Source organism: Paraburkholderia tagetis (genome assembly GCF_022213065.1).
GTDB classification, from domain to species: Bacteria; Pseudomonadota; Gammaproteobacteria; order Burkholderiales; family Burkholderiaceae; genus Paraburkholderia; species Paraburkholderia tagetis.
Genome location: NZ_JAKLJA010000011.1, coordinates 49,970 through 68,499 on the forward strand (window position 1 = coordinate 49,970; position 18,530 = coordinate 68,499).

Here is an 18,530-nt window from a genome sequence, read left to right on the forward strand (position 1 = left end):
CCGATGTTCACCGCATTCGACTACGCTGTAATGGCGGTGATCGGTTTGTCGGCGCTGCGCGGGGCGTGGCGCGGGCTCATCGGCGAGATTTTCGGGCTGATCGGCTGGATCGCGGCGCTCATCGTGGCGTGCCGCTACGTGGATCGCGTGGTGCCCTTCATTCCGGCGAACTGGCCGGGCGGGGCGCTGACTCAATGGCTGATCGCCTTCGCGCTGATCGTGATCGGCGTGGTGCTGGTGGCCGGCGTGGCGAACGCGCTGCTCGGCCGGCTGGTGCAGGTGAGCGGCCTGTCCGGTGTGGACCGCTCGCTCGGCATGATGTTCGGCCTCGTGCGAGGCGTCGTGCTGGTGCTGATTCTCGTCGTCCTCGCGGGACTGACCGAGCTGCCCCAGCAGGACTTCTGGCGCAACGCGCTGCTGCGGCCGTATGCCGTGCAGGGTGTGCTCGAACTGAAACCGTTTTTGCCCGAGACGCTCGCGGCCTATGTTCACGTCTGATCAGAAGCTGATCGCGTGACGGGAGGCGAAGCCGACCGGCAGTACTGCCAGGGCATTGCCCGATCATGCGGCGCATCCCCGCCGGCCCGGCCGGCCGTCGGAACTGCTCCGTGACTGCTGATTTCGCTTTTTTGAAGGACCTGCCATGTGCGGCATCGTAGGCGTAGTTTCCCGCTCCCCCGTCAATCAGCTCCTCTATGACGCGCTGCTGCTCCTGCAGCACCGTGGTCAGGACGCGGCCGGCATTGCCACCGCGAACGGCAGCACGTTTCACATGCACAAGGCCAATGGCATGGTGCGCGACGTGTTCCGCACGCGCAACATGCGCAGCCTGCCCGGCACCAGCGGCATCGGCCAGGTGCGCTACCCGACGGCCGGCTCGGCATCGAGCGAAGAAGAAGCCCAGCCGTTCTACGTGAACGCGCCGTTCGGCATCGTTCTCGCGCACAACGGCAATCTCACGAACTGGCAACAGCTCAAGGAAGAGATGTTCCGCGTGGACCGCCGGCACATCAACACCCATTCCGACACCGAAGTGCTGCTCAACGTGCTCGCGCATGAAGTGCAGCTCGCGACCTCGGGCCTCGAGCTCGATGCGGCCGCGCTCTTCAAGGCCGTGTCGGGCGCGCACCGCCGCCTGCGCGGCTCCTACGCCATCGTCTCGCTGATCGCAGGCTACGGCCTGCTCGCGTTCCGCGACCCGTTCGGTATCCGTCCGCTGTGCATCGGCAAGATGGAAACGCCCGAGGGCACCGAGTGGATGGTGGCCTCGGAATCGGTCGCGCTCGAAGGCATCGGCTTCGAATTCGTGCGCGACGTGCAGCCGGGCGAGGCGGTGTTCATCGACTTCGAGGGCAACTTCCACTCGCAGCAATGCGCCACGGCGCCCAAGCTGAACCCCTGCATTTTCGAACTCGTGTATCTCGCGCGTCCGGACTCGGTGCTCGACGGCGTGCCGGTCTACAACGTGCGTCTGCGCATGGGCGACTATCTGGCCGAGAAGGTCAAGCGCGAGCTGCCCGACGTGAAGATCGACGTGGTCATGCCGATTCCCGATTCGTCGCGCCCCGCCGCCATGCAGGTCGCGAAGAAACTCGGCGTGGAGTATCGCGAGGGTTTCTTCAAGAACCGCTACGTGGGCCGCACCTTCATCATGCCGGGCCAGGCCATGCGCAAGAAGTCGGTGCGCCAGAAGCTCAATGCCATGGGCGTCGAGTTCAAGGGCAAGAACGTGCTGATCATCGACGATTCGATCGTGCGCGGCACCACCTCGCAGGAAATCGTGCAGATGGCGCGCGACGCCGGCGCGACCAAGGTGATCTTCGCTTCGGCGGCGCCGCCCGTGAAGTATCCGAACGTCTATGGCATCGACATGCCCACGCGCGGCGAGCTCGTGGCGCACGGCCGCACGGATGAAGAAGTGGCGCGCATCATCGGCGCGGACCACCTCGTGTATCAGGACGTGGAAGCGCTCAAGCAGGCCGTGCGCGACATCAATCCGGATCTCAACGAGTTCGAGGCTTCGTGCTTCGACGGCGACTACATCACCGGCGACATCACAAGCGCGTATCTCGACAACATCGAGCTCGCGCGCCTGGCACCGCAGGCGCAGTCGGACCGCGACGCCGCGAGCGACGCGATGGACGGCGGCACGCGCTCGCAACTGCACCTGCAACTCTCGGTGGAGTGAGCGGCGCGAGGGGAGCGCGTGCGCTGTGCGCTTCCCGTGTTGGCCGCTGTGGTAGCCGCCGTGTTAGCATTAGGGCTTGCGTCGATTTGATCTCAGCTTGCGGACGCGGGGCAACCCAAAACAGCTAAAGCGAACGGTGTCAGTCTCACCGCCGCTCTATCGCTAGACTGCCCCCGGATTTCCCGCATTTTCAGAGAGCCCGCTTCTGCCGACGCAAAAGCGGGCTTTTTTGCGCCTGTGCGCCACTGTGTATGCGAGCGACGCGTTGCAGGCATGACGGCTCAGGAAACGGCTCAGGAAACGGAATAAACGAACATGGACGAGAACCTCAACTTCGACACGCTGGCGGTCCGCTCGGGCACGCTGCGCAGCGGCTTCAACGAGCATTCGGAAGCGCTCTACCTCACGTCGAGCTTCTGTTTCGGCAGCGCCGCCGAAGCGGCCGAGCGCTTCAGGAATTCCGAAACGGGCTATACGTATGCACGTTTCACGAATCCGACCGTCACCATGTTCCAGGACCGCCTTGCGGCGCTCGAAGGCGGCGAGGCGTGCATGGCCACGGCCTCGGGCATGGCCGCGATCATGTCGGTGGTGATGGCCGCGTTGCAGGCGGGCGACCACATCGTCAGCTCGCAGAGCATTTTCGGCTCGACGCTCGGCATGTTCTCGCAGATCTTCAGCAAGTTCGGCATCACGACCACTTTCGTCGATCCGACCGATCTCGACGCCTGGAAGAATGCCGTGCGCCCCGAGACGAAGATGTTCTTCCTCGAGACGCCGTCGAACCCGCTCACCGAAGTCGCCGATATCGAAGCCGTGGGCAAGATCGCGAAGTCGGCAGGCGCGCTGTTCGTGGTCGATAACTGCTTTTGCAGCCCGGCGCTGCAGCAGCCGCTCAAGTTCGGCGCCGATGTCGTGATGCACTCGGCCACCAAGTTCCTCGACGGCCAGGGCCGCGTGCTGGGCGGCGCGCTCGTGGGCTCGAAGCAGTTCATCATGGAGAAGGTGTTCCCGTTCGTGCGCAGCGCGGGCCCGACGCTCTCCGCGTTCAACGCGTGGGTGCTGCTCAAGGGCATGGAAACGCTCTCGCTGCGCGTGGAGAAGCAGTCGGCCAACGCGCTCGAAATCGCGCGCTGGCTCGAGGCGCATCCCGCAGTGAAGCGCGTCTTCTACCCGGGGCTCGAGTCGCATCCGCAGCACGCGCTCGCGATGCGCCAGCAGAAGTCGGGCGGCGCGATCGTCTCGTTCGAGCTCAAGGGCGACACGCCCGAGACGCAGCGCGCGAACGCCTGGCGCGTGATCGACGGCACCAAGGTGTGCTCGATCACCGGCAATCTCGGCGACACGCGCACGACCATCACGCATCCGGCCACGACGACGCATGGCCGCATCACGCCTGAAGCGCGCGCGGCGGCGGGCATCACCGAAGGGCTGATTCGTCTCGCGGTGGGCCTCGAAGATCCGCGCGACGTGCGTAACGATCTCGCGCATGGTCTTGATGCGGCGCAGTAAACCACGCGGTAAAGGCGGGCATTGAGCGGCGCATCAAGCCGCGCAATAAGCCGCACAACGCAGTGACGGTATGATCGTGGGCCGGGGTTCGGGTGCTTGCTTCAAAGCGGCCCGAACCCCGGCCCAATTCATTTTCCTTGTTCGCGAGTTCGCCATGGCCATCGTTCGTGCGTTGTTCGTCTATCCCGTGAAGTCTTGTGGCGCGATCGCACTCGATCGCGCGCGACTCGAAGCGAAGGGGCTGCAATGGGACCGTCACTGGATGGTGGTGGACGCATCGGGCCGCTTCGTCTCGCAGCGCGAAATCGCAGCGATGGCGCGCATCGTGCCCGCGTTCGTCGAGCACGGCGTGCGTCTCACGATGACGGGCGCGGACATGCCGGTCGTGGACATGCCGGTCGTGGACATGCCGGTCGACAAGCCGCTGTTCCTGCCGTTCGCGCCGCGCGGCAACGAGGCGCGCGTGCGGGCCACGGTCTGGAAGGATACGTTCGAGGCGCTCGACGAAGGCGACGAGGCGGCGCAATGGTTTTCGCAGGCGCTCGGCGTGCCGCTGCGCCTCGTGCGTTTCGCACAGGACGTCACGCGGCTCGCGAGCAAGCAGTGGACAAACGACGAGGACGTGCCCACGCAATTCGCCGACGGCTTCCCGCTGCTCGTCACGAGCGAAGCGTCGCTGGCGGAGCTGAACGCGCGCCTCGCGGCGAAGGGCGCGCCGCCGGTGCCGATGAGCCGCTTTCGCCCGAACATCGTCGTGGATGGCGGCGATGCGTTCGACGAGGATTTCATCGACACGCTGTCGATCGCGAGTGAGGAGGGGAAAGAGGGTGAAAGCGGCACGCGCGAGGTGGTGCTGCGATTCACCAAGCCGTGCGCGCGCTGCCCGATCACGACGATCGATCAGCGCACGGGCGAGCGCGACGGCGAGTGGCCTGCCGAGCCGCTCGACACGCTCGCGGCGTTCCGTGCCGATCCGCGCGTGGATGGCGGGCTTACGTTCGGCCAGAACGCGATGGTCGTCGCGGGCGCGGGCGAGTGTCTCGCGGTGGGCGCGCAGGCGCAGTGGGAATACCGCTTCGAGGAATGACGACGCAGCGCGTGGGCACAGCCGTGGTGGATACCGTCGCATGAATACGGTCGCGTAAAACAGCCGCACGAGCCCGCGCGACAGTTAACGCCTGGTTGACGTTCAGTGCGAAGGCAACGCGCGCCACTGCCCGGGTGCGAGCCCGAAGCGCCGCGTAAACGCATGCGTGAAAGCGCTCTGGTCGCCGAAGCCCACTTCGAGGGCGATATGCGTGAGCGAGAGGCGGGGATCCGCGAGCAGCGCGAGCGAGGTGTCCAGACGCAAGCGCTGCAGATAGCGATGCGGCGTTTCGCCGAACGCTTCGATAAAGAGCTGATGAAAGCGCCGCATGCCGAAGCCGCAATGTGCGGCCAGATCGGCGATGCGCAGCGGCTGCGCCAGATGTGCGCGCAGCCAGCGGTCGATGCGGGCGAAGTCGAGGCCCGCTGCGGCTTCGAAGGCGTCGCTGCCGGCGATGCCCGCTTGCGCGAGCACGGCCGCGCATAACTGCGTCGAAGCGTCCCAATGAAAGCGCCGTGTGTGCATCTCGGCGCGCTCGCTCGCGCCGGGGGCCGGCGCGGCGAGCAAGGCGCGTTGGCCACGCTGCGCGATCTCGCGCACGAGTTGCGCGAGCGCGGGGGCGATGCGCACGGCGCGCGCCGTGTCGAAGAGCCGCTCGGGCACCGCGAGCGCGGCGGCGGGCAAGTCCAGCACGAGCTGGCGATTTTCGCCGACGCCCGCATAGTCGTGCCGCGCGCCGGCCGGAATCAGCCAGGCCGAGCTCGGGTCGATGCGCTCGCCGACACCGTCCACCGTCATCACCATCTCGCCGTCGAGTCCCAGCACGATCTGATGAAAATCGTGCACGTCGGTTTCCTCGATCGCGCCATAGCAGCGCAACGCGATGCCGGGCGCGGCAACGGGCGCGGTGACGGGAATGGTGCGATGCGAATTCATGGCGAACGACGCATGGGGCGCGTGCGGCGCATCGGCGCCACACGCGCGCCGCGATGCTTAGACGGCGAGCAGTTCCACTTCGAACACGAGCGTGGCGTTCGGCGGAATCACGCCGCCCGCGCCGCGCGCGCCGTAGCCGAGTTGCGGCGGGATCGTGAGCTTGCGCACGCCGCCCACCTTCATGCCCTGCACGCCTTCGTCCCAGCCCTTGATGACCATTCCGCCGCCCAGCACGAAGGCGAACGGGTCGTTGCGGTCCTTGCTCGAATCGAACTTCTGGCCGTCCGTCAGCCAGCCGGTGTAGTGCACGCTGACCGTCTGGCCGGCCTTTGCCTCGGCGCCGCTGCCTTCGGTCAGGTCTTCGTACTTGAGGCCGGATGCGGTGGTCGTGATCGACATGGAATGCTCCTGAATCGGAAAGGGGAAAAGCGTCATTGTAGGCGCTTTGCAGGCCGCGCGAGGCGCGCAGCCCGAGCGCGCCTCGCCTGTGCTTCGCCGGTGTATCGCCTGTGCTTTGCCCGTGCTGCGCGGGCACGGCGCGTGCGCGTGCCACCACGGCGCCACCACGATGGGCGCCGCTGCCTATAATTGGGCCGGCCCGCCCCAGGTGGGCGAAAGAAGAGGAATTCGATGGCGTCCACAGCCCCTACCCCGACCGAACGCACGGCACGCCTGTGCGCCGAAGCCGCGTTGTTCATGCGCGACCATGTGCTTTCGCGCGTCTCGCACGATTTGCGCAGCCCGCTAAACGCAATCCATAGCTGGGCCTATGTGCTCGAGCGCAAGATCGAGGGCACCGACGCCTCCGCGCAGCGCGCGCTCGAGGGCATCCGCACGGGCGTCGAGCAACAGGTGCATCTGCTCGAAACGCTCGTCGATACGACGCGCGCCGAAACACGCAAGCTGTACATCGAGCGCGCGCCGTTCGCCCTCGATGCGCTCGTCGGCGAGACCGTTGACGAGGTGCGCCGCGGGCTCGCCGATGCGCGCGGCGTGTGCCTCGTCGTGCAGGGTACGCCCACCGGCGCGACGCTCGACGCCGCGCGCGAGCGCATCGGCCAGGCGCTCTGGCTCATGCTCGCATTCGCCACCGAGGCGAGCGTGGCGGGCGCGACGGTCTCGCTCGAGGTGAGCGTCGCGGCCACGGCCGTGCAATTCGAGGTGCACTGGCAGGCGAGCCAGGCGGCGCTTGCCGACGAGGCGCTGCCGCACCTGTTCGAACCATTCGCTCGGGCACAGGCGCGCGAGCCGCAGGAGGCGGGCCGTTACGCGTGGGTGCTCGCGTTGTGCCAGCGCGTGGCCGAGGCGCACGGCGGGCGCTTCGAGGCGCGGCCGCTCGTGGAGGGCGAGGCGGCTTCGCTCACGCTGAACGTGCCGGCTAACGGGGTGATTGGCGGGGTGATTGGCGGGGCGAATAGCGGAACGATTGGCGGGGCCGGCTCCGGTTCCAGCATCTGAACGATTTGCGCGCGGGGCGAAGCCGCGCACAAATTGACTCCCTGCCGCACCCGGGCTGCATGCGCGACGAGCGCCACGCGGGCAAGCTACGCCGGGTGGGTAATCCGTCCGGCCTATCCACGTCTTACAAGGGTCTTTCGCCCTTATACTGAGCGCTTCGTTTTCCGGAGCCCCCTGTCTTGATTCAGCTTATCGCTCTCGTCGGCGCGCTGTTGCTCGTTGCCCTCAACGGCTTCTTCGTCGCGGCGGAGTTCGGTCTCGTCAAGCTGCGCGCAACGCGCGTGCAAAGCCTGGCGACGCAGCACGGTTTTCGCGGGCGCTTGCTCGCCAAGGTTCACGGACAACTCGACGCCTATCTTTCCGCGTGCCAGCTCGGCATCACGCTCGCTTCGCTCGGCCTTGGCTGGATCGGCGAGCCGGCCTTCGCGCAGTTGCTCGAACCGGTTTTCGATCTCCTGGGCGTGCGCTCGCCGGAGGTGATCCACGGCATCTCGCTCGCGTTCGCTTTTACCGTGATCTCGTTCCTGCATATCGTGGTGGGCGAGCTCGCGCCCAAGTCGCTCGCGATTCGCGAGGCCGAGAAAATCTCGCTATGGGCTGCTGCGCCGCTGTACGGTTTTTACTGGACGATGTATCCGGCCATCTGGGCGCTCAATTCGAGCGCGAATGCCGTGCTGAGGCTGGCGGGTCTGTCGGCGGAGCATGGCACCGAGGCCCATTACTCGACCGAGGAGCTCAAGCTGATCCTGCGCAGCCGCCGCGCTGCGGCGCAGGCACAGGCGCAGGCCGAGGCACGCGCGCAAACCGATGCGCGTGCGCTCGCGAAGGGCCGCGCTGCGTTGGGTAGTGCGGTGCGCGCCAATAGTGCTGCCGGTCGTGGCGCGATCGCGGTAAGCACCGCAAATGCAGCAACTACGGGAAGTACGTACAGCGCCGACGAATGGAACGCACTCGCGCATTCGCTGGACTTCTCGCGCCTGAGCGTCTCGGACCTCATGCGCCCCGCGCACGAGATGGTGGGCCTGCGCCGCGACCTGTCGCTCGGGGAGAACATGCAGATCGTCGCGCGCCATCGCTTCAGCCGTTATCCGCTCTTCGAGGATGCCTCGGGCGAGCGCGTGGCGGGGCTCATCCATCTGAAGGATCTGCTGCTCGCGCGCGAGGCGGGCCACGTGCTCGACGACCTCGGCAAGTTCGTGCGTCCCGTGCAATACGTGAAGCCCGAGACGTCCGCACTCGCATTGTTCCGGCGCTTTCGCAAGGGCGCGCCGCACTTCGCGCTGGTCGGGCGCAAGGGTATGCGGCCGGGCGGTTTTCTCACACTCGACAATCTGCTCGGCGCGCTGGTGGGCCAGATTCACGATGAATTCCATCAGGCCGATACCGACTGGACCCGCATGGACGACGGCACGCTGATGGGCCGCGGCAGTCTGCCGGTGGTGTCGCTGGAGCAGGCGCTCGGCATCGATATCGACGAAGGGCGGGCGGAGTCGGTGGGCGGCCTCGTGATTCATGCGCTCAACGATCTGCCCACGGAGGGGCAGCGCGTCGAGTTCGATCGCTTCGACATCGTCGTCAAGAGGATGAAGGGGCCGCGCATCGTGCTCGTGCGCGTGTACCCGAAGGATCTGGAGGACGAGGGCGGTTGAGCGAGTTGAGCGGGCTCGCGCGCCGCCCGATGAACGCGCTTCAAGCCGGCGCGAGATTCGACAGCACCGCGACGGGCAATGCGCTCAATACGTCGCGCAGATACAGCACGTTGTCCTGATCGTGCCGCGTTGCATTGCGGATTGCATCACTCAGCCAGTCGTGCAGATCCACTGCCGGACACCCGTTTGGCAGCACCACTGCCGTATCGTCCCAGCGCGCGGGCTCGACGAGCGGAAGATCGCCATCCAGCAATGCCGCCGCATGCCGCGTGCCGATCACGACAGCCCACGTATCGCCGTGCCGGCGTGCAAAGGCAATCGCGTGCGCGGCCTGCACGCCGCGCACTTCCAGCGGCCAGTACTCGCCCTCGCGCAGCAACTCCGGCGCGCGAGCGCGCAGCGCCAGCAGGCGCGCAATGACGGCCTGCTTCACGTGCGCGTCGCGCCAGTGGGCAAGCTTGGCGGCCGGTGCGCCGTTATCGAGCGCCGCCGCGCGCAACGCAAAATCCACGGGCCTGCGGTTGTCGGGATCGACGAGGCTGAAATCCCATAGCTCCGTGCCTTGGTAGAGATCGGGCACGCCGGGCGAGGTCAGGCGCAGCACGGTTTGCAGCAGCGTATTGACGGCGCCAGCCGGCGCGATGCGCGCCACGAAGGCCGTGAGCGCCTGGAGGAAACCGTCGCGTCGCTGCGGTGCGAGGATGTCGAGGAGAAATGCCTGGCAGTCCGATTCGTAGGCTTCGTCGGGCGAGAGCCAGTTGGTGCGCAGCTTCGCCTCGCGCAGCGCCTTCAATTGCCATTGCGCGACGCGTTCGGCCAGCTCGCGCACGCGCGCTTCGTCGCCGACGTCGAGATCGGGCGGCCAGCAGCCCACCAGCGTTTGATAGAGCGTGGCTTCGGCCATCGGGCCGGGTGCCCATTGTCCGGGTCCCGCCACAGCCCCTGACGATGCCGGCGAAGGCGCCGTGTCGTTGCGCCGCTGCGGCTGGTTCAGGGTGGACCATGCGCGCAGTGTCGCGCTCCATTCGGGCGCGATTTCGCTGAGCACCGCGAGCCGCGCGCGCGCGTCTTCGCCGCGCTTGTGGTCGTGCGTGGCCGTGGCGAGCAAGGCACAGGGGAAGCGGCGCTGGCGCAGCGCATTCGACGCATGGAAGTCCTTCGCGCTGCGTGCGAAGTCGTCCGGGTCCGCGCCCACTTCGTTGCGCGACAGCAGTCTGCCGTAGCGGTAGAGCGCCGTGTCCTCGCTGGCCTTGGCCGCGAGCGGCGCGGTGAGTTGCGAGAAGAGCGTGAGTGCCGTGCGCTGCGCGATGAGCGCATGGCTCAGTGGCGTGGCAGGCGGGTTTTGTGCAGTGTGTCTGGCCGCGCTCGTGCCGGAAGCGGTGGCGGGCGTGGTGCCTGATGGGCTGGCGTGCCCGCTTGTTTGAGCGGCTTGCGTGGCCTGGGCGGCTTGGGCGGCTTGTGTGGCGTGAGCGCCCTGAGCCGCGCGCGAGGGCTTCGCGCCGTTGCCGCTCCCGGAGTCCGGCGCGCGTGCGCCAAGCCACGCATCGACCTGATCGAGTGCGGCAAGGCTCGCGCGCGGCAGCGCCTCGCGAGCCGCTTGCAGCGCGAGATCGAAATAGCGGTTGTCCTCGGCGCTGCGCAGACCGTTGGCCGGATAGATGCGATAGACCGGAAAGTGCATCGCAAGCTGCGCCACTACGCGGTGCACGCTTGCGTAGGTAAAGTCGCGCGTGGCGGGTTGCTCGCGCGCGATGCGGTGCAGCGCGCGCGCCGCGTGATCGAGTTCCGCCGCCAGTTGCGCGGCCAGCACCTCGCGGCGCGCGTCGAGCGCCACGTCCGCGAAGGAGGCGTCCTGCCCCGAGAGCGCAGTCCAGGTCTGCGCGAGCGGCGCGGCGCCCGCGGGGTCGTGCAGCAGGGCGCCCACGTCGTTCATGAAGTCATAGCCGGTCGTGCCTTGCACGGGCCAGTCGTCGCGCAGCGTCTCACCGCGCGCGAGAATTTTCTCGACGACGATATAAGATGGATGCGCGCGCAACGAAATTAGCCGCTGGCGCAGCCGCTCGCAATATTCGCGCGGGTCGGCGAGCCCGTCGATATGGTCGATGCGCAGGCCGTCGATCACGCCATCGGCGTAGAGGCGCAGTACGAGTTTGTGCACGGCCTCGAACACGTCGTGGCGCTCGACGCGCACGCCCGCGAGCGCGCTGATGTCGAAGAAGCGCCGCCAGTTCACTTCGTCAGTGGCGGTGCGCCACCACGCGAGCCGGAAGTGCTGGCGCTCCAGAAGTCGATGCAGGCGTTCGCGCGTAACGGGATTGACACCCGAGTGCGCTTGCAGAACGGCGTCGATGGCGGCGGTGCCCTCGCGCTCGACGAACGTGCGCAGCGCATCGCGCGCGGCGGCGGCGCGCGCCTGGTCGTCGGGCTGCGTGGTGAGGCCCTGGAACGACTTGGCGAGCGCGTCGAGATCCGCATGATTGGCCAACTGCAGCAGCGCCGCGTAATCGGTCGGGCAGATCGGGCAGACGTGCGGCCCGTATTGCACGAAAAAGCGTGCGAGCGCGGCGTCGAACTTCAGCGCGATGCGGCCCGAAGCAAGCTCGTCGCCGTATTGCGCGCCGAGAAACGGCATCAGCACCTTGCCGCGCAGCACCGGGTCGGGCGAATGCCAGTCGACGTCGAAGTGACGCGCGAACGCGCTGTGGCGCCCCCATTCGAGAATGTCGAGCCACCACGCGTTGTGTGCGCCGCCCACGCCCATGTGGTTGGGCACCAGGTCCACGATGAGGCCCATGTCGCGCGCGTGCAGCGCGTTGGCGAGGCGCCGCAGCGCCGCTTCGCCGCCCCGCTCCTCGCTCACCACGCCGTAGTCGACCGTGTCGTAGCCGTGCATCGAACCGGGTTGCGCGGTCGTGATGGGCGAAAGATAGAGATGGCTCACGCCGAGCGCGGCGAAGTAATCGAGCTGCGCCAGCGCGTCGTCGAACGTGAAGTCATGGTGAAGCTGCAAGCGCAGCGTGGCGCGCGGGCGTGTCATGGCACGGTACGAACGAAGGGCGCGGCCAGCGCATCGCCCGGGCTGGCGGGGCCGCCGGAATCGCTGGAGCCACCGGAATCGCTGGAGCCGCCGGAACTGCCGGAGTTACCGGAGTTACCCGAGTTGCCGGAGTGTCCAGAATCGCTGGCATCGTCGCCGTTTGTTGCGTCGCTTGCGGCCTTCGCGGCTTCATCGGCCCGTGTGCGCGCACGCACGACGGTCTGGATGCGCGCGGCGAACGCGGGATCGGCGAACAGGGCGTCGACGGGCAGCGGCAGACGCCGGCGCCAGTTCGGGTGCTCGTCGATCGAGCCCGGCAGATTCGGTTGATCGGCGAGACCGAGCAGGTCTTCGAGCGGGCAGGTCACGAGCGGGCTCGCGCTGGCCGCCACGTAGCCGAGCGCGCCTTCCACTGGCGCTGTATCGGGCGCTGGCGCTGGCGACGGCGCAGGCGACAACACAGGTGAAGGCACAGGTGACGGCGCGGACGGCGCCTCGGCGGCGTCGCGCGGTGCGAAGCCGGTGTCCTGCAGCGCGCGCCAGAGCGCCGCGCGGTCGGTGGCGCGCTGGGTGTGCTCGAGCGCGACGGGGTCGCGCCCGTCCTCGCGCGCCAGCGTCTGGCCGATGCGGTGGCGCCAGTCGATGTCGGTGCCGTTCCACCAGCCCGCGACGGTCGGCAGATCGTGCGTCGTGGTGGCGGCCACGCAGTTCGCGTCGTAGCGCGCGGGCGCGAGGAACGCGCTGCCCTTGCGCTCGAACCACAGCACGCGGATGCCGTAGAATCCGTGCGCGGCGAGCCGCTCGCGCAAGCCCGGCGGCACGGTGCCGAGATCTTCGCCGATCACAATGGCGCGGTGCCGCCACGACTCGAGCGCGATGAGCCGCACGAGATCGTCGAACGGATAGCGCAGATACGCACCGTGTTTTGCGCTTTTGCCTTCGGGCACGAGCCACAAACGCCGCAGGCCGAGGATGTGGTCGATGCGCACGCCGCCCGCGTGCATGAACGCGGCGCGCAGCATGTCGATGAATGCGCGAAAGCCGGTGTTGTGCATCGCGCGCGGCGAAAACGTGGTGAGCCCCCAGCTTTGCCCCGCCTGATTGAAGAGGTCGGGCGGCGCGCCAACCGAGACGCGTTGCAGCATGTCGTCGGGCTGCGCCCATGCCTGCGAGCCCGCGCCGTCGCAGCCCACCGCGAGATCCGCGACGAGGCCGATCGCCATGCCGGCCTCGCGCGCCTCGTGTTGCGCGCGCGCGAGGCCTTCTGCCGCGAGCCATTGCAGGAAGCGGTGAAAGTCCACTTCGCGCCGGTGCGTCGTGGCGAAGCGCGCGACTTCCGCGCTGCGCGGGTCGCGCAGGGGCTCGGGCCAGTCCCGCCAGTGGCGAGCGCCGCCGGACTCTTTGAGCATGGCGGCCTGAAGCGCCTCGAAGCGCGCGTGGTCTTCGAGCGCTTCACCGCCGCGCGCGCAGAACGCATCGAACGCCTCGGCGCGCGGCGAATGACGGGTGCGCTCCGTGCTGTCGAAACGATCGAAGAGCACGCGCAGCACCGCGAGCTTGAGTGGCAGCGCGCGCGTCCAATCGATCAGCGGCAGGGCTTCCAGCTCGCGCGCGGTGTCGCCGGTCTGCGCCGCGACGCTGGCTTCGTGCGCAGCCTGCGCGCCGAACACGGCGGCCGGATCGATGTGCGCGACGTTGAGCCAGAGCCGCGAGGAAGGCGAGTACGGGCTGAAGTGGCCCGGCTCGGCGCTGAACATCGCATGCGTGGGGCTGACCGCGAGCGCATGAGCCCCGTGCCTTGCGCTTTGCGTGGCGAGCGTGGCGAGCGCGCTGTAATCGCCGATGCCGCCATCGCCATTGCGTCGGAGTCCGTACAATTGCGCGGCAATGCCCCAGAGCGGCGGCACGCGTGATTGCGCACCGCTCGGGTTGGCGTCGTTGCCGTGCCGGGCGCGCCAGGCATCGGCGATGGTGTGGCAGCGCGGCGGCGCGACGGCGATCGTCAGGCGATGATCGTGAACGGTGAGCGTGTGATAGCCGGGCTCGGAGAGCGGTGCGAGCAGCGCGGGCGAGTCTCGCGGCGCGGTGAAGCGGCCCTCGATATGCTCGCCGTTTTCCAGATCGATGCGATAGTGGCTGCCCGTGCGCACCGCCGAAGACGGCAACTCGATCGCGCTGTCGTATTCGGCGGTGATGAGCGGCGGCAGGCGCCGCGACGACTGCTCCGCGTTCAGCGCCGAAGTGCTGTGCCGCATTTGCGTGACGTTCGCGCAGGGCAGGCCCGCGCATTCGAGCAATGCAGCGAGCGTGCTGTCGGGCACACGCTGCGTGACGCCGCGCGTGTCGGTCCACTCGACCTCGAAGCCCGCGCGTTGCGCGAGGGTTGCGAGCGTCTCGCTGCGGCGCGCGGTGCTCATGCGAGCGGCTCCTCGCGCCGCACCACGCATGCGTTGTGATGCAGCGCGTACTCGGGCACTTCGCCGGTGAGCCACGCCACGCATGAGCTTTCGGGCAGCACGCCGTTGTCGGTGAAATCGCGCGCGCGCTCGGGTGTTTCGAAGACGACCATGCCGGCGGGTTGCGAATCGAGTTTTACGCCGTCGTGGCCCAGGTTCAGCGCGATCGTCCAGGTCTCGCCGTCGGCGAGACGCCAGCGCGCGACCAGCGCATTCTGGACGTTGCCGTTGTCGTCGGTGAGCACGGTCGCGCCGAGCGGCCGCGCATCGCGCAGGCGCGGCATCAGAAGATGCGCGCGCACCGCGAGCGCGGACTGGTGGAAGTGCATCCAGGCGCGCCGTTCGTCGTCGAGCGGCGCCTCCGTCGGCGGCGACGAATTCACGAACGTTTGCAGATCGTTCGGATCGGGAATCTGCGCGCGCCGTGCCGCGTCACTGAACGCGGCGAATGCCGCGAATTCCTTGCGGCGCCCTTCGCGCACCGCATCGGCCAGCTCGCCTTCGAAGGCGGTGAAGAACTGGAACGGCTGCGTCGAGCCGTATTCTTCTTCCATGAAAAGCAGCGGAATTTGCGGCGAAAGCAGCAGCAGCGCCGTGGCCGCGCGCAGGGCGCCGTCGTCGCTGAGTGCGCGCAGGCGTTCGCCCATCGCGCGGTTGCCGATCTGGTCGTGGTTCTGCAGGAACATCACGAACGAAGTGGGCGGCAGATGCGCGCTCGGCTCGCCGCGCGGTTTGCCCGCATGCACCGGCGAAGGGTCGCCCTGGTACGCGAAGCCTTCGCCCAGCACGCGCGCGAGCTTGCGGATCGGGTCGTCGGCGAAGGCGCGGTAGTAGCCCTCCGATTCGCCGGTCAGCATGACGTGCAGCGCATGATGCGCGTCGTCGTTCCATTGCGCATCGAAGTGCGTTTCCAGCAAATTTGCTTCGTTGTGCTCGTTTTCCAGCACGAGATGCACATGGCGCTCGGGCTCCACGCGCGCATGCACGTGATCGGCCAGCTCGCGCAGCCACTCGGGGTTGTCGATGGCGTGCGCCGCGTCGATGCGCAGGCCGTCGAAGCGGTATTCGGTGAGCCAGTAGAGCGCGTTGTCGCTGTAGAAGTCGCGCACCTCGGGACGCTCGAAATCGAGCGCGTCGCCCCAGGGCGTGCGCTTGCCCGCCTTGAAAAACGGCTTCGCGTAGTGGCCGAGCCAGTTGCCGTCCGGGCCGAAGTGGTTGTAGACCACGTCGAGGAACACCTGAAGGCCCAGGGCGTGCGCCGTATCGACGAGCGTCTTGAGTTCGTCGGGCGTGCCGTAGGCCGCGTGCGGCGCATAGGGCAGCACCACGTCGTAGCCCCAGCCGCGCTCGCCCGGGTAGTCGTTCAGCGGCATCAGCTCGATGGCCGTGATGCCGATCCCGGCGAGCGCGGGCAGACGCTTCATGACGCCGCGATAGCCGCCCAGCGCGCCTACGTGCAGCTCATAAAGCACGGTGTCTTCCCATGGGCGCCCGCGCCAGTGCGGGTGGTGCCAGGCGTAGCCGCGCGCGTCGAGCACTTCGCTCGGCCCGTGCACGCCTTGGGGCTGAAAGCGCGAAGCGGGGTCGGGTACGAGTAGCCCGTCGCCCACACGATAGCGGTACAGCGTGCCCGGGCCGCATTGCGCCTGGGCCTCGTACCAGCCATTGCCGGTGGGTGTCATGTCGATCGGCGCGAGCGGGCTATTGCCATCGCCATCGCCGGCGTCGCTTTCGAACACCACCTGCACCGCGCCGCACGAGGGCGCCCAGAAGCGAAAGCGTGTGTGCGGCTGCGCATGCGCGGCGCCCGTCAACTGCGCGCCGAACGGCAGGCAATGCATGTAATGGCGGACGTGCGGATCATGCGAAAACGGGGCCATGGCCATTTCCTGTTCAGCGGTCGTCGTCTGCGCCGTTGTCAGCGTGGTTGTCGGTGCCGATATCAGCATTCCCGGGTGCTGCGCTCCGCTGGCGCGGGTCGGGCGGCGGCGCCTCGGCGTTTTGGGCCGGGGCCTGGGTTGCGTCCTGCGTTGTTCCTTGCGTGACGTCTTTTTCCTGACCTTTCGCCGCGGTTGGCGGCGCGCCGGGCTCGCCGTGGCGCGCGGGCCGCGCGCCCAATACCACGAGCGCGTGAGCGGGGACTTCCAGGCGCATCTCGGGCAAGCTACGCGGCGGATCCTCGGGGTGCGCGCTGTCGAGCAGCACGGACCACGCGAAGTTCGGCGCGGCAGCCGTGAACGCCACCGCGTGCGCCGAAGCGTTCAGCATCATCAACAATACTTCGATTTCGCCGTCGAGTCCTGGCCCCGCGCGCCGCACCGCGAAAGCGCGCGCCTCGGGGTCGTGCCACGCCTCGGGCGAGAGCGGCTCGCCGTGTTCGTCGAACCAGTCCACGTCGTGCACGCCCGGCAGCACATCGCGGTCGCCGAACAGAAAATGCGTCTGCCGCAGCAGCGGGTGGTCCCGGCGCAGCGCGATCGCGCGCGCGACGAACGCGGTCATCGCCTCGCTTTGCGGCGTGGCGGCAAACGCCCAGTCGAGCCATGACATCTCGTTGTCCTGGCAGTAGGCGTTGTTGTTGCCGAGCTGGGTGTGGCCGGCCTCGTCGCCGGCGAGCAGCATGGGCGTGCCGAGCGCGACGAAGAGCGTCGCGAGCATCGAGCGCGCGACCCGGGCGCGCGTGTCGAGGATCGCGGGATCGTCGCTCGGGCCTTCGGCGCCCCAGTTCGCGCTCCAGTTCTCATTGTGGCCGTCGCGGTTGTCTTCGCCATTTGCTTCGTTATGCTTGTGTTCGTACGCAACGAGATCGGCCAGCGTGAAGCCGTCGTGCGAAGTCACGAAATTCAGCGAGGCCCAAGGGCGGCGCGTGCGTTTGTCGAAGAGATCGGCGGAGCCCGTGAGGCGCGCGGCGAGATCGGCGCGCTGACCAGCATCGCCGCGCCAGTAGCGCCGCACGCTGTCGCGAAAGCGGTCGTTCCATTCGGCGAAGCCCGGCGGATGATTACCGGGCTGATAGCCGCCCGGCCCAACGTCCCACGGCTCGGAGATGAGCTTGACCTGCGAGAGCACGGGGTCCTGGCGCAGCACGTCGAAAAAGCCGCTGGCGGGATCGAAGCCGTGCGCCTCGCGTCCGAGCGAGACGCCGAGGTCGAAGCGAAAGCCGTCGATGCCGTAAGAGCCGACCCAGTAGCGCAGCGAGTCGGCCACCATTTGCAGTACGCGCGGATGCGTGAGATTGAGCGTGTTGCCGCAGCCGGTGTCGTTGATGAGATACCGTTCGTCGCCGGGCACGCAGCGGTAGTAGCTCGCGTTGTCGAGTCCGCGCCACGAGACCGTCGGTCCGACTTCGCTGCCTTCGCACGTGTGGTTGTAGACCACGTCGAGGAACACTTCGATGCCGGCCGCGTGGAGTTGGCGCACGGCGATGCGCATTTCGTCGGTGTCGTAGCCCGAGAGATACGAGGGTTCGGGCGCGAAGTACGCCGCCGTGTTGTAGCCCCAGTAGTTGCGCAGGCCGCGCTCGAAGAGAAAGCGCTCGGTGAGCAGCGCATGCACCGGCAGCAGCTCGACGGCGGTCACGCCCAGCTTGTGAAGATGCTCGATGAAGCGCGGCGCGGCCAGTGAGGCAAAGGTGCCGCGCGTATGCGAGCGCAGATCGTGGCGCATCATCGAAACGCCGCGCACATGCGTTTCGTAGATGACGGTCTGGTCCCAAGGCGTGTTGGGCCGCACGTCGCGCGACCAGTCGAAGGCGTCGTGGCTGACCACGGCCTTGGGCATGGCCGGCGCCGAGTCGCGGCGGTCGAGCGAGAGGTCGGCGCGATTCGAATGCACGCGGTAGCCGAACAACGTGTCCGACCAGCGGAACTGGCCGATGAGCCGCTTCGCATAGGGGTCGAGCAGCAGCTTGTACGGGTTGAAGCGGTGGCCGTGCTGCGGCTGATAGGGGCCGTGCGCGCGCAATCCATAAACCGTGCCGGGATGGGCGCCAGGCAGATAGCCGTGCCAGACTTCGTCGGTGCATTCGGGCAGCGTGTAGCGCGTGCGCTCCTTGCGCCCGGTCGGGTCGAACAGGCATAGCTCGATGCGCCAGGCGTGGGCCGAGAACACCGCGAAGTTGGTGCCGAGTCCGTCCCAGGTCGCGCCAAGCGGGTAGGGCGCGCCGGGCAGCAGCCGCTCGGGCAGGCCGTTAGCCATGGCGATGCTC

12 protein-coding genes are annotated in these 18,530 nt (G+C 67.8%); 6 read left to right on the forward strand and 6 right to left on the reverse strand.

The window, feature by feature from the left end:
- Positions 1 to 3: 3 nt before the first annotated feature.
- The 4 genes from L5014_RS15545 (at position 4) to L5014_RS15560 (ending at position 4,787) form a co-directional block, all read left to right on the forward strand.
- On the forward strand, positions 4 to 498 hold the full coding sequence (locus L5014_RS15545) for a CvpA family protein (RefSeq protein WP_213301534.1): 495 nt from the start codon (positions 4 to 6) through the stop codon (positions 496 to 498).
- A 145-nt stretch (positions 499 to 643) separates the two neighbouring features.
- On the forward strand, positions 644 to 2,188 hold the full coding sequence (gene purF / locus L5014_RS15550) for an amidophosphoribosyltransferase (RefSeq protein ID WP_238464622.1): 1,545 nt from the start codon (positions 644 to 646) through the stop codon (positions 2,186 to 2,188).
- 315 nt (positions 2,189 to 2,503) lie between these two features.
- The gene (locus L5014_RS15555) at positions 2,504 to 3,700 is read left to right on the forward strand and encodes an O-succinylhomoserine sulfhydrylase (protein ID WP_238464623.1); all 1,197 of its coding nucleotides are present in this window, start codon (positions 2,504 to 2,506) and stop codon (positions 3,698 to 3,700) included.
- Between the two features lie 154 nt (positions 3,701 to 3,854).
- Positions 3,855 to 4,787, forward strand: coding sequence for an MOSC domain-containing protein (locus L5014_RS15560; RefSeq protein WP_238464624.1), 933 nt, complete (start codon positions 3,855 to 3,857; stop codon positions 4,785 to 4,787).
- Positions 4,788 to 4,889: 102 nt separating this feature from the next.
- Here the strand turns inward: L5014_RS15560 and L5014_RS15565 are convergent, their stop codons facing one another.
- Both L5014_RS15565 and L5014_RS15570 read right to left on the reverse strand, forming a co-directional pair.
- On the reverse strand, positions 4,890 to 5,723 hold the full coding sequence (locus tag L5014_RS15565; protein WP_238464625.1) for a helix-turn-helix domain-containing protein: 834 nt from the start codon (positions 5,721 to 5,723) through the stop codon (positions 4,890 to 4,892).
- A gap of 57 nt (positions 5,724 to 5,780) precedes the next feature.
- Positions 5,781 to 6,122 carry an FKBP-type peptidyl-prolyl cis-trans isomerase gene (locus tag L5014_RS15570; RefSeq protein ID WP_238464626.1) on the reverse strand — a complete coding sequence of 114 codons (342 nt, stop codon included), beginning with the start codon at positions 6,120 to 6,122 and terminating at the stop codon, positions 5,781 to 5,783.
- A gap of 231 nt (positions 6,123 to 6,353) precedes the next feature.
- Between L5014_RS15570 and L5014_RS15575 the strand changes: the two genes are divergently transcribed.
- The gene (locus L5014_RS15575; protein ID WP_238464627.1) at positions 6,354 to 7,181 is read left to right on the forward strand and encodes a sensor histidine kinase; all 828 of its coding nucleotides are present in this window, start codon (positions 6,354 to 6,356) and stop codon (positions 7,179 to 7,181) included.
- A 179-nt stretch (positions 7,182 to 7,360) separates the two neighbouring features.
- Entirely contained in the window at positions 7,361 to 8,830 is a 1,470-nt protein-coding gene (locus tag L5014_RS15580) for a hemolysin family protein (RefSeq protein ID WP_238464628.1), read from the forward strand.
- Between the two features lie 40 nt (positions 8,831 to 8,870).
- Here L5014_RS15580 and treY read toward each other — a convergent pair whose 3' ends face one another.
- The 4 genes from treY to glgX are packed head-to-tail and all read right to left on the reverse strand — an operon-like array spanning position 8,871 to position 18,520.
- On the reverse strand, positions 8,871 to 11,867 hold the full coding sequence (treY, locus tag L5014_RS15585) for a malto-oligosyltrehalose synthase (RefSeq protein WP_238464629.1): 2,997 nt from the start codon (positions 11,865 to 11,867) through the stop codon (positions 8,871 to 8,873).
- Complete coding sequence (malQ, locus tag L5014_RS15590; RefSeq protein ID WP_238464630.1) at positions 11,864 to 14,284, reverse strand: 4-alpha-glucanotransferase; 2,421 nt, start codon at positions 14,282 to 14,284, stop codon at positions 11,864 to 11,866. Before malQ ends, treY begins: the two co-directional genes overlap by 4 nt.
- On the reverse strand, positions 14,281 to 16,203 hold the full coding sequence (treZ, locus tag L5014_RS15595) for a malto-oligosyltrehalose trehalohydrolase (protein WP_238464631.1): 1,923 nt from the start codon (positions 16,201 to 16,203) through the stop codon (positions 14,281 to 14,283). The genes malQ and treZ overlap by 4 nt, the downstream gene beginning before the upstream one ends.
- 13 nt (positions 16,204 to 16,216) lie before the next feature.
- The gene (gene glgX / locus L5014_RS15600) at positions 16,217 to 18,520 is read right to left on the reverse strand and encodes a glycogen debranching protein GlgX (protein ID WP_238464632.1); all 2,304 of its coding nucleotides are present in this window, start codon (positions 18,518 to 18,520) and stop codon (positions 16,217 to 16,219) included.
- Positions 18,521 to 18,530 lie beyond the last annotated feature (10 nt).